General features: G+C 70.8%; 10 protein-coding genes and 2 pseudogenes. 9 read left to right on the forward strand and 3 right to left on the reverse strand.

Features of this window, described 5'->3' with window-relative positions; translation table 11 throughout:
- The first annotated feature begins 18 nt into the window (after positions 1–18).
- Positions 19–750 (forward strand): RNA polymerase sigma factor, encoded by a 732-nt coding sequence (locus tag ACZ7DE_RS25795; RefSeq protein ID WP_470765081.1) that lies wholly within the window; start codon positions 19–21, stop codon positions 748–750.
- Complete coding sequence (locus ACZ7DE_RS25800; protein ID WP_470765083.1) at positions 747–1,880, forward strand: CU044_5270 family protein; 1,134 nt, start codon at positions 747–749, stop codon at positions 1,878–1,880. Before ACZ7DE_RS25795 ends, ACZ7DE_RS25800 begins: the two co-directional genes overlap by 4 nt.
- 12 nt (positions 1,881–1,892) lie before the next feature.
- Here the strand turns inward: ACZ7DE_RS25800 and ACZ7DE_RS25805 are convergent, their stop codons facing one another.
- A complete protein-coding gene (locus ACZ7DE_RS25805; RefSeq protein WP_470765085.1) occupies positions 1,893–2,267 on the reverse strand; it encodes a hypothetical protein in 375 nt (124 codons plus the stop codon).
- Between the two features lie 153 nt (positions 2,268–2,420).
- A complete protein-coding gene (locus ACZ7DE_RS25810; protein ID WP_470765513.1) occupies positions 2,421–3,542 on the reverse strand; it encodes a YihY/virulence factor BrkB family protein in 1,122 nt (373 codons plus the stop codon).
- 404 nt (positions 3,543–3,946) lie between these two features.
- Here ACZ7DE_RS25810 and ACZ7DE_RS25815 point away from each other — a divergent pair, with 404 nt between their 5' ends.
- The 3 genes from ACZ7DE_RS25815 (at position 3,947) to ACZ7DE_RS25825 (ending at position 6,811) form a co-directional block, all read left to right on the forward strand.
- On the forward strand, positions 3,947–4,423 hold the full coding sequence (locus ACZ7DE_RS25815; protein ID WP_470765087.1) for an SRPBCC family protein: 477 nt from the start codon (positions 3,947–3,949) through the stop codon (positions 4,421–4,423).
- Positions 4,424–4,462: 39 nt separating this feature from the next.
- Positions 4,463–5,086 (forward strand): MSMEG_6728 family protein, encoded by a 624-nt coding sequence (locus tag ACZ7DE_RS25820; protein ID WP_470765089.1) that lies wholly within the window; start codon positions 4,463–4,465, stop codon positions 5,084–5,086.
- Between the two features lie 375 nt (positions 5,087–5,461).
- Positions 5,462–6,811, forward strand: a complete 1,350-nt coding sequence (locus tag ACZ7DE_RS25825) for a jacalin-like lectin (RefSeq protein ID WP_470765091.1) — start codon at positions 5,462–5,464, stop codon at positions 6,809–6,811.
- A 41-nt stretch (positions 6,812–6,852) separates the two neighbouring features.
- Here the strand turns inward: ACZ7DE_RS25825 and ACZ7DE_RS25830 are convergent.
- Positions 6,853–7,149, reverse strand: a pseudogene (locus ACZ7DE_RS25830) (FMN-binding protein); the annotation flags it as partial.
- Here ACZ7DE_RS25830 and ACZ7DE_RS25835 point away from each other — a divergent pair.
- The 4 genes and pseudogenes from ACZ7DE_RS25835 to ACZ7DE_RS25850 all read left to right on the forward strand — a co-directional run.
- A pseudogene (locus ACZ7DE_RS25835) lies at positions 7,143–7,578 on the forward strand (sensor histidine kinase); the annotation flags it as partial. The pseudogenes ACZ7DE_RS25830 and ACZ7DE_RS25835 overlap by 7 nt on opposite strands.
- Positions 7,579–7,676: 98 nt before the next feature.
- Positions 7,677–8,714, forward strand: a complete 1,038-nt coding sequence (locus tag ACZ7DE_RS25840; RefSeq protein ID WP_470765093.1) for a hypothetical protein — start codon at positions 7,677–7,679, stop codon at positions 8,712–8,714.
- A 128-nt stretch (positions 8,715–8,842) separates the two neighbouring features.
- Positions 8,843–10,192 (forward strand): COG1361 family protein, encoded by a 1,350-nt coding sequence (locus ACZ7DE_RS25845; protein ID WP_470765094.1) that lies wholly within the window; start codon positions 8,843–8,845, stop codon positions 10,190–10,192.
- Positions 10,193–10,474: 282 nt separating this feature from the next.
- Positions 10,475–11,803 carry a phosphatase PAP2 family protein gene (locus ACZ7DE_RS25850; RefSeq protein ID WP_470765515.1) on the forward strand — a complete coding sequence of 443 codons (1,329 nt, stop codon included), beginning with the start codon at positions 10,475–10,477 and terminating at the stop codon, positions 11,801–11,803.
- The last annotated feature ends 38 nt before the right edge of the window (positions 11,804–11,841 follow it).

Genomic DNA, 11,841 nt, shown 5'->3' on the forward strand with positions numbered 1-11,841 from the left:
ATTGAGGTGAGCACTCCTATGCGAACCCGGATACGGGCCGGGGATTCGAGCGCGTTCGCGGAGCTTTTCGACGCCTACGCCCGCGCCGTCTACAACCACGCCTTCCGGCTGACCGCCGACTGGTCGACGGCCGAGGACGTGATGGCCGCGACGTTCATGGAAGCGTGGCGGCTGCGCGACAGGGTCGACCCCGAGGGCGGTTCCCTGCGGCCGTGGCTGCTGGGCATCGCCACCAACACCGCGCGCAACCAGTACCGGAGCAACCGGCGCTACCGGGCGGCGGCGCAGGCCGCCGCGGCGGCCGAGCTCTCGGTGCCCGACCACGCCGAGGAGGTGGCGGACCGGCTCGACGACCGGCAGCGCCTCGCGACGGCGCTGACCGCTCTCGCCTCGCTGCGCCGCCCGGAGCGCGAGGTCATCGCCCTCTGCCTGGGGGAAGGGCTGGACTACGAGGCCGCGGCGGAGGCACTGGGCATTCCGGTCGGCACGGTCGCCTCCCGGCTCTCCCGCGCCCGCAGAAAGCTCCGCAAGCTCGCCGAGGCCGATGACCATGCCCCTGCCCGTCCCGCGGCCCTTGCCGACCGCCGGGCCCCCGCCCGTACGGGCGCCCGGGCTCGTGCCCGCGTCGACGGCCATGGCGGAGAAAACCCCGCGGAAAGTCCGGTGAAACGGGAAGGCGGCCGCCCCGGCAGACAGACAAGAGGCGATCACGCACACGCGATCCGGCCCGCACAGGAAGGAAACCGATGAACGCGAACCCGTCCCGGCACGACGCCGCCGAGCGGCACGAGGGCGCCCAGCTCTTCGACCGGACGACGCGCGACCTGCCGCCGGGCCGTCACCAGTTCCACAAGGAGCGCATGATGGCCCGGATTCACGAGACCCGGATTCACGAGACACAGCAGGCGGAGCGCACCGGCGCGGCGGCGAAGGCGCCGGGCGCGTCGAGGGCCGGGTGGCTGCGGCTGCCGCGCCCGGCGATCGCGCTGCCCGCGCTCACCGTCGCCGTGGCCGCGGCGGTCGTCCTCGGTGTGATGAAGTCCGGCGGCGGGGTCGAGGACGGCGGCGTCGCCACCGGACCGGCCCTGACCACGACCGTCGGCGTCGCGTCCACGAAGGGCGTGCCGCAGCTGCTGGACCGGATCTCGCTGGCGGCGGCCGAGGCGGGACACCCCACCGTCAAACCCGGCCAGTACATCTACGTCGAGTCCAAGCAGGCCGACAGCTTCGTGCGGACCGACGGCGACAAGAGCACCCTGGCCGCGCACGAACTGCACACCCGTCAGGTGTGGATGTCCCCGGACGGCACCAAGGGCTGGCTGATCGACCCGGCCGTCAACGACGGCCCCGAGGGCGAGACCCTGAGCCTCCCCGACGAGAAGGGCAACACGCCCGAGGCGTACCTGAACGCTCCGTCGTACGACTACCTGGCCAAGCTGACCACCGACCCCGACGCCCTGCTGGCCAAGATCTACAAGGAGACCGCGGGCCACGGCAACGGTCCCGACCAGGAGGCGTTCACCACCATCGGCGACCTGCTCGGCGAGAGCTACCCGCCGGCGGCGCTGTACTCGGCCCTGTTCAAGGCGGCCGCGAAGATCCCCGGCGTCGTGGTGGTGGACGACGCGGTGGACGCGGCGGGCCGGCACGGCGTGGCGGTGGCCCGCCTCGACGAGACCAGCGGACAGCGCGAAGAGTGGATCTTCGACAGGAAGACCCATGTCTTCCTGGGCGAGCGCACGGTCCAGGTGAACCGCGCCGACGGAGACGACGGCCTGATCAAGCCCGGCACGGTCGTCTACACCAGCGCCGTCATGAACCGTGCCGTCGTCGACGGCGTCAGGCAGACGCCGTCCGGGACGGCGTCGCAGTCGGGCTGACGGCTCCGCCGGTCACCGGCCCGGGCGCTGCGGGGCGTCGGAGACGTGCGGGTAGAGGGGCCGGAGCCGCTCCCAGTGGCGGCTCAGGTGCTGCTCGACGTCGCGCAACGCGCTGCGGGCGCCGGGGTCCGGGGCGGCGGACCGCCGCCGTTCTCCCGTTCCGCCCGGCGCGGGGCCGGCCGGAGCCGGTGCGGGAACGGCCCGGGCGGTCTCGTGTCCGACCGGGCCCGGCTTGGGGCCGGGAAGGCGGCGCGGAAGCGGGGGATGCGGGAGGACCCGGCCGGGGCGGCGGTCGTGCTGGGGGCGGGGGGTGGCTCCCCAGCGGGCCAGCAGGACGAGGGCGATGACGGTGGCCGCCGCGAGGGCGAGAGGGGGTTGAACGCTCACTGGGTCCCTTCCTCCGGACGAGCGGGCCGCCCGTTCGGCGTGCATGCCGGTCGGTCACCCCAGTACCCGCCGACGCACCGGAGATACCGCTCGTCGGTGCAGAACACGTCACCGGACGACGGGAGCTTCCCTCGTCGGCTCCCCGGGCGCTCGTCAGGAACCCAGACGGCGTCGGTCCTCCTCGTCCCACGCCCGGGTGTCGCGGGGCTGGACGTACGGCTCGTCGTCGGCCGGGTGGCCGCCGGCGACGGCACGCTGGCGCACCAGCTCCGCGTCGAACTCCAGGCCGAGGAGGATCGCCAAGTTCGTGATCCACAGCCACACCAGGAAGACGATCACACCGGCGAGGGTTCCGTACGTCTTGTTGTAGGAGCCGAAGTTCGCCACGTACAGCGCGAACCCGGCCGAGGCGATCATCCAGATCACCAGGGCGAGGAAGCTGCCCGGGGTGATCCAGCGGAAGCCGCGGACCCTGGCGTTCGGCGTCGCCCAGTACAGCAGCGCGATCATGACGGTGACCAGGAGCACCAGTACCGGCCACTTCGCGATCGACCACACGGTCAGACCCGCGTCACCGACCCCGAGCGCCGTGCCCGCCTGCCGTGCGAGACCGCCGGTGAATACGACGATCAGCGCGCTGATCACGGCCATCACCATCAGCACCACGGTCACGCCGACCCGCACCGGCAGCACCTTCCAGACCGGACGGCCTTCGGGGACGTCGTAGACCGCGTTGGCGCTGCGGATGAACGCGGCGACATAACCGGACGCCGACCACACCGCCAGCACCAGGCCCACGATCGCCATGAGCGAGCCGATCCCGCCCTTGCCCTGCATCTGCTGCACGGCGCTGCGCAGCACGTCCTGAGCCGGACCCGGGGCGAGCTTCTGGATGTTGTCCAGGACCGTCTGCGTGGCCGACTTACCGACGATGCCCAGCAGCGACACCAGCGCCAGCAGGGCGGGGAAGAGCGCCAGGATCGAGTAGTAGGTCAGGGCCGCGGCCCGGTCGGCCAGCTCGTCCCTCTTGAACTCCTTCACGGTGCCTTTCAGCACCGCCGCCCAGGAGCGTTTGGGCAGGTCCGTCGGACTGTCCGGCGCCCGCTGCTCCACCTGCTCGTCCGGCCCGGCGGCGGCCGCAGCCCGCCCACCCTCACCCCGGTCGTCGAGGCGCTCGTCGTCCGTGCGCCGGTCGTCCACGCGGCGGTCGTCCACGCGCTCGTCGTCTGCGCGCCGGTCGTCCAGGCGCACGTCGTCCGCGCGCTGGTCCTCCATGCGCCGGTCGTCCAGGCGCTCGTCGCCTGCGCGCTGGTCCTCCGCCCGCCGGTCCTCCGCCCGCCGGTCGTCCAGGCGCTCGTAGCTCGCGCGCTGATCGTCCGGACGCTCGTCGCCCGCGCGTCCGTCGTCCACGCGCCTGTCGTCCTCGTGCTCGGCGGCGACGCGGTCGTCGTGCCGTGCGTGCCACCCTCGCGGTCTCAGTGTCCGTGTCATGCCGCACGGGTATCCGGCTCGACGCAGCCCATACGCATATTCAAGACATAACGGACTTTTCTTCGTGGGGCTTCGAGTCATTGATGCAGGAATGCGGGTCTTCACGTCTCCGTGGGTGGGTACCCGGCGTCGTGCCCAACGACCGTCGGCGAAGGCCGGCGGTACCGATCGTCGACGAGGAGGAACCCGTGAGCACGGTGAAGGAAGCAGTGGACGTCGAGGTCCCCGTCCACACGGCCTACAACCAGTGGACGCAGTTCGAGGAGTTCCCCAACTTCATGGAGGGCGTCGAGGAGGTGCGGCAGCTCGACGACCGGCACAACCACTGGACCACCAAGATCGGCGGAGTGCGGCGCGAGTTCGACACCGAGATCGTCGACCAGCTGCAGGACGACCGGATCACCTGGCGTTCCGTGGGCGGCGAGACCCAGCAGCGAGGCTCGGTCAGGTTCGAGCGGCTGGACGCCACCCACACCCGGGTGGAGCTCGTGATGGACGTCGAGCCCTCGGGCATGGCGGAGAAGGGCGCGGACATGCTCGGCATGATCGACCGCCGGGTGAAGGGAGACCTGCACCGCTTCAAGGAGTACGTCGAGGGGCGCGGCGGCGAGACGGGCGCCTGGCGCGGACGCATCCGGCCCGAGAACCCCGGCTCGACCCTCTGACCTGCAGACAACGCGGCGTGCTCTGGAAGGGGTGGCGGCATGCAGACCTTCTTGCCCTGCCCCGACTTCAGAGCCACGGCGCTGGTCCTGGACCCTCGCCGCCTCGGCAAGCAGCGCGTCGAGGCGCTGCAGGTCCTTCGGGGCCTCGTCCGGCCGGGCTACGGATGGCGTCGCCATCCGGCCGTGCGTATGTGGGCGGGTTACGAGGAGGCGCTGGTCCGGTACGGGCTGGAGATCTGCGAGGTGTGGTGCGACCAGGGGCACCAGGACACCTGCGCCGCCACGCTGGTCGCCGACTTCGCGGCCTTCCGTCACCTCCCCGACGCGCCGACTGCCGCGATTGCGACGGCTGCGACGGCTGCGACAGCTGAGGCGACTGCGCTTCCGCGTGCCCAGGCGCGGCTGGAGGCGGCCGGGGAACTGCCTCCGTGGCTCGGCGAGGCCGACTTCCACCGCAGCCACCGGTCGGCGCTGGTGCGCAAGGACCCGGCCGTCTACGCACCGCTCTTCCCCGACGTGCCGGACGACCTGCCGTACGTCTGGCCGACGTCGGACCGGGACGGGGACGCACGGGCAGAGGCCCCAGGAGAAGGGGGCGCGCGGGGAGGGCGCCCGCGAGGAGGCGACGCCCGGGCCGGAGGCGGATCGGGCGCCGCTCGGTAGGGCGAATCTCCGCCCCGCCGTCGCGTGAGGCACGCGTCCGCCCTGCCGTCGCGTGAGGCACGCGTCCGCCCTGCCGTCGCGTGAGGCACGCGTCCGCCCTGCCGTCGCGTGAGGCACGCGTCCGGCCCGCCGTCGCGTGAGGCACGCGTCCGGCCCGCCGTCGCGTGAGGCACGCCCGCTCCCCGCGAGCCGCCTCTCGTCCTGGCCTCGCGAGCGCCCGGGGAAACGGCGCGAAAACGGTTGCCGGCGCCGTCCCCACGGGCCGGGCAACAGCGGGCACAAAGTTCTGCCAGGGGCACGACAAGTGGAGTGACCGCCGGTAACTTCGATTCCGGTTCCCTCACAACCGCTTTCACTCCTCAGGAGCACTCCCGCATGCGCAGACTCCTCGCCTGCCTGGCGGCCGCGGCCGCCACCCTCGGCGGCCTCGCCGCGGCCGCGCCGCCCGCAGCGGCCGCCGCGGCCGCAGACTCGGGCACGTTCAGCGTGCTCAGCTACAACGTGGCGGGCCTGCCCGAGGCCATCTCCAGCGCGACGACGCCCCGCGAGTCCAGCACCACCACCATCGGTCAGCGGATCGCGCCGTACGACATCGTCCACGCGCAGGAGGACTTCAACTACCACGCCTACCTGTACGCGGGCGACACCGCTCACGCCTACCGCACCCCCACCAGCGGCGGGGCGGGCATCGGCAGCGGGCTCAACACCCTGTCGAAGATCCCCTACGACGTGGACGACTTCGAGCGGGTGCGCTGGAACTCCTGCCAGTACGACTCGGGCGACTGTCTGACCCCCAAGGGCTTCACGTTCATGCGCGAGCGCCTCGCCGAGGGCGTCTACGTCGACTTCTACAACATCCACACCAACGCCGGCACCAACGCCGGCGACCTGGCCTCGCGCGCCGACAACCTCGCCCAGCTCACGGCCTTCATCAAGAGCCACTCCGCCGGCAACGCCGTCGTGGTCATGGGCGACACCAACACCCGCTACACCCGCTCCGGCGACACGATCGCCGAGTTCGGCGCGGCCAACGGACTCACCGACGCCTGGGTCCAGCTCATCCGCGGCGGCACCCCGCCCGCCAAGGGCAGCGACGCCCTGGTCTGCGACCAGACCAAGCCCACCGTGCCCAACACGTGCGAGGTCGTCGACAAGGTCCTCTACCGGGGCAGCAAGCTCGTCTCGCTCTCCGCCACCGCCTACGACAACGAGCACGCCAAGTTCCTCACCGACGGCGGGCTGATGCTCTCCGACCACGACCCGATCACGGTCGGCTTCACCTGGTCGCGCAATGCCGCCTTCCAGCTCAGCGACCAGTTCGGCGGGCCGCACGGCGACTACTTCAACGACATCGACAGCGTCCCGGCCGCCGCCCGCGCGACCACCCTCGCCCTGCGCGCCGGCTCCCGCGTCGACCGGATGAGCCTCACCCTGAGCAACGGCGTCACGCTCGCCCACGGCGGCACGGGCGGCACCGCGTCCTCCCTCACCCTCGGCGACGGCGAGTACGTGACGACGGCCCAGCTCTGCCAGGGCCAGAAGGACGGCCGCACCCGGGTCTTCTACGCCAAGTTCACCACCAACCTGGGGCGCACCCTGGCCGGCGGCACCACGACCTCCGACTGCGTGACCCGCACCGCCCCCTCCGGCCGGCAGATCGCCGGATTCCACGGCCGCGCCGCCGAGGAGGTCGACAAGATCGGCTTCATCTACACCCAGCGCTGAGCGCACCTCCGCCCGGGGCAGCGCTGCCCCGGGCGGAGGCGTCAGCGGCCGGCCGCGTCCAGCGCCGACTGGAGTGACTGGCGGTAGCCGTCGCTGTTGTACGTGGCGCCGGAGACGGTGCCGATGTCGGCGCTCTGGGCGGTGAGCGCCTCTCTGGTCAGCTGCGGAACGGCGTAGGCGTTGATCTGCTGGTCCCTCGGATTCTCCTGCGGGTAGCCGACCGCGGTGACGTCGGTGATCTTCCCGTTCGTCAGGGTGACGCGGACCTGGACGGGCCCGCAGCGGGTCCGGACCGAATCCCCGGTGAGGGTCTGCGTGGCCGCGGATCCGCCCGATCCACCCGGTCACGGTGACGGGCGACGCCCACCGGCTCCATCAGGTCCTTGCCAACCTGTTGGCCAACGCCCGCCTCCACACCCCCACCGGCACCACGGTGACCATCTCCCTGACCACCGCCCCACCGGAGACCCCCCGGCCCGAGACCCCCCCGGTTCGGGGCCGTTCCGGTTCAGGTCGGGGGAGGGGAAGTGGTGCTCGAGGTCCGCGACGACGGGCCGGGCGTGGCCGCCGACATCCGGCCCAAGGTCTTCGAACGCTTCACCCACGCGGACCGCCGCCGGGCCGAGGGCGCGGGCGGAGGCGCCGGCACCGGCCTGGGCCTGTCGATCGTCGCGGCGGTGGCGGAGGCCCACGGCGGGAGCGTCGCGCTCGACAGCAGCCCCGGATCCACCACTTTCACCGTCCGGCTTCCCGTCGGTGAACAGTGATCGGAACCCGGCGAGATGCAGCCGTGCCGTGCCGTGCTTAGCATGACAATAGGGGATTGGAGCGGATCGACCTCCGGAATTAACGGGAGGCGTCAGTCATGACATCCGGCAAGAACGCGATTCTGGACTCGGACAGCGATGTTGCCGGCTATGCCAGATCCTCCTGGTGGCAGCGCACCGTCGCACACATAGCGGAACTGCAGTGCCAGATCAACCGGATCAGGATGCTCAATCCCCAGGGACTCGCGGCGCATGAAGAGGAGATCGCGGCAAAGGTCGAAACGCATCTCAAAGTCGCGCGCCAGGCCGCCAATCGGAAAAAGAACCCGTGGTCCGTCATCTCCGGATCGGACATCGACCGGGCGCTCGCCAACATACACCGCGCGGAAGCGAACATTCTTCGCCTCACGCCCAAGGAAGAGCTGGACGAGTTAGGGCCGCTGGTGCTGGCGAGCGCACGGCAGCATCTGGGTGACTCGGACCCCCGCCGGGCGAAACTGGAGAAGGAGCTGCGGGCCAACGGCCACAAGCTCACCGAGGAAATGCGTGAGCTCGCCGTCACCACGCTGCTGGCTTCTCAAAGGGCGTCGGAGAAGGAACGGGCGAAGGCTCGGAGTTTCCGGAACATTCTGCTGGTGTCGGTGATCGCGACGACAGTGATCGCCGGAATGTTCATCCTGTGGGGTTTCCTTTCTCCCGATTCGATCGTGTCGAACGTCTGCTTCACTCCGCCGCCGAAGAAGAAGGTCTGTCCCATCAGTGGCCCGGAAAGGGGCGAGGACCTGCTCCTGGTGATGGCCTTCGGTTCGGCGGCGGCGGCTTTCGCGGCGGCGGTCTCCCTGAAGGGAATTCAGGGGACGTCCACTCCGTATTCGGTCCCCTTGATGCTGGTGCTGCTCCGGATCCCGGTGGGGGCCCTGGCCGCTTTGCTGGGTCTCGTCCTGATCCATGGGGGATTCGTGCCGGGTCTGTCGAATCTGGACAACGGTCCGCAGATCCTCGCCTGGGCGATCCTGTTCGGCATATTGCAGGAGAGCGTCACACGGCTGGTGGACCAGCAGGGCAAGGACGTCCTCGACAACGTCCGGGGGGTCGAGCGCGAGTTCGAGAACAGCCCGAGAAGAAAGTCTCTGTGACCGGAGGACGGTAAGAATCAGGCGCCGGGCGTGCCGCGGCTACAACCTTTCGTTTCGCAGGGTTGTCCAACGCGCGTCCGGTGCTGGTCATTGCACCGGGGTCTCTTCTGTCCCATATGGGGGATGTCATGAGTTCTGTCTCCGTCCGGCGTGTGCTGCGCCGCGGGGCATGTGCCGCAGCGGTGGGCGCGTCGGTCGTCGCCGCTCTCGGCGGTGGGGTCGCTTTCGCCGACGACGAGGCGCAGAGCGATCAGCTGTGGATCCAGGCGCCGTACGAGCAGGCGGTCGTCGTGGCCGCGGACGGCGGTGCGGCGGAGTACCGGTCGCTGGCGCTCGGCCTGTACCACGACAACGACAACTTCACCGTGACGGACGGCCGGCTGACCGTCGACGTCTCCGGGCTCGCCGGGGTCGCCGAGGTGGTCTGGCCCGCCAACTGTGCGCCGAACGACGCCGGCACCGTCGCCGTGTGCGACACCGGGGACGTTCCGACCCGCTACAGCGCGCAGGTGCAGCTGAAGGTGCGGGCCGCCGCCGGCGCCGCCGTGGGCGCACAGGGTGCGATCGAGTACTCCGCCGAGGCCACCGGGGGCCCCGACGGCAAGCTCGTCGCCCCGGAGTTCTCCGCGGAGACCTTCGTCACCGTCGGCTCCGGCCCCGACCTCGGCATCGGCGCCCAGCAGGACGTCACCGGCGTCGCGCCCGGCACGAGTCTCACCGTGCCGTTCTCCGTCACCAACACCGGCAACGAGACCGCCCACGGCCTCAGTGTGAAGCTGTGGGCCACCTACGGCCTCGATGTCGCCACCCGCTACCCGCAGTGCACCTACACCGGGCCGGACGGCGGCGGCGAGTACACGCCGATGACGTACGTGACCTGCTCCTTCGACACCGACGTCGCGCCCGGCGCCACCGTGGAGCTGCCGGAGCCGCTGCGGCTCACCGTCACCGGCCACGCGCTGTACGAGCGGTTCGACTACGAGGTCCAGCCCGGCGGCGACGTCACCGACCTCGACAGCTCGAACAACGGGCGCGCCTGGCGGATCGACGCCGACAACACCGCCGACTTCGCCGTGCACGGCAGCGAGGCGAGCGGCGCGGCCGGCGACACCGTCACCGCCGGGTTCCGCTTCGTCAACCGGGGTCCGGCCTGGGTCGGCAACGTCGGCTCCGGCGACCCCGTCGCCGTGATCGACTACTACCTCCCGCCGGGCACCACCGCCACGTCCGTGCCCGCCACCTGCCACAGCGCCTGGACGGCCGGCGACGACCCGAGCCTCGGCCACTACGCCTGCACCCTGCCGATGTGGGCCAAGCCGGACCTGAAGGCCGCCTTCCCGTTCCGGCTGCGCATCGACCGGGTTGTGCCCGACGCGACAGGTCGGGTCGTCGTCCACGCCCACTCCGACAGGCCCGGCACCTTCGACCCGAGGACCAAGAACAACTCGGCCGTGGTGGTCGTCAACCCCTCCGTCTGACCGTCTGCACACCTCCCGCCCCCAGGTCCATGACCTGGGGGTTTGTGTGATGCCCCGCGTTACCGACAAAACCTGTGAATCGCTCCGATAGCATGTTCGACCTCGCGACGAACGCCCCCATTGCCCGTCCTTCACGGGAAAGCCGTGCCACCCAGCGAGATAGACGACTTATTTCAACCAAAACCTCACAAACTGGTCAGAGAATTGATATCCATATCAACGCGGGTGTTTTCGCGAATAAAGAGCAGAATCGCCTTGTTCGAGTGGCGTCGGCCCCGGGTGATGCTGGCGGTCGCGGCGGGCGTGCTGACCCTCGGATTCGTCGTCGCGCTGGAGTTCTTCGCACGCCACCTGGGCCTGCCGGGGCCGCTGACCTCCCAGGTACGCGAGGTGATATTCCCACCGAAGTCGGGCGGTCTGCTCTACGCCAGCATGGCGTTGATGCTGGTGGTGATGGGCTGGCGGCAGCGGTTCATCGCGATCGGCGCCGCGATCGGCGTCGACCTCGCCTTCCTGGCGGTCCGGTGGGCGGCCGGCATCAAGGTGACCGAAGGCCACCCCTTCGGCAACGGGGCGCTGTGGGTGACGCTCGGCTGCGCGGTCATCGCGGTCACGCGCCGCACCGGCCGTGAGCGGGTCCTGTTGCTGAAGGGCGTCGGGCTGGCCCTGCTGCTGATGGCCGGCCGCAAGACCGGCGACACCTGGCTGCTCATCACCTCGCACACCCGCCCGTCGGTGCTCGACCAGTACGTGGCGACCGCCGATCACGCCCTGGGCAACCCGTCGTGGCTGGTGGGCCGGCTCGTCACGGCCACCGGTCCGATCGGTTTCAACGCCCTCGACTTCGTCTACGGCCAGCTCCCGGTGGCCGCGGTCGTCGTCGCGCTGTACCAGCTGCGCAACGTGGCGCTCGAGCGCCGCTTCCCGGCCCACCACCTGGTGCGCACCTTCCTGGCGATCGGCGTCCTCGGACCCGCCTTCTACATGATCTTCCCGGTGGTCGGACCGATCTTCGCCTACGGCGACGGCACCGAGCACTGGACGGCGGTCAGCCTGTGGACGGACTCGCACCCCAGCGTGCAGTGGGCCGTGGCCGACCTGTGGCCGCAGACCCCACCGCCGATCGGCGCCCCGCACCCCATGCCGTTCGACGACATCACCCCGCGCAACTGCATGCCCAGCCTGCACACGGCGTGGGCCGTCACGATCTTCGTGCACTCCCGGAGGGGCCCGAGGGCGCTGCGCTGCGCGGGCAGCGTCTGGCTCGTCGCCACACTCGCCGCGACGCTGGGCTTCGGCTACCACTACGGCGCGGACCTCGTCGCCGGCGTGGTGTTCGCGCTCACGATCGAGGCGGCTCTGCGCGCCCAGGCCCGCGGCTGGGACCGGTCCGGGATCCAGCTCGTCGCCTACGGCACGACGGTCTTCGCCGCGCTCCTGACGTCCTATCGGTTCCTGCCGCTGCAGCTGGCCGAACACCGGTGGGTCTGCGGACCGCTCCTCATCCTGGCGATGGCCTCGGTCGTCTACGGCTACGTACGCACCACCACGGCGTGGGAACCGGCCGCCGCACTGCCGCGCCAGCCGGAACCCCAGCCCGAACCGGTCTGACCCGGTCACGTTTCCCGCCCTCACCCCCTCCCGCGCTC

It is taken from the genome of Streptomyces sp. NPDC037083 (assembly GCF_055606485.1).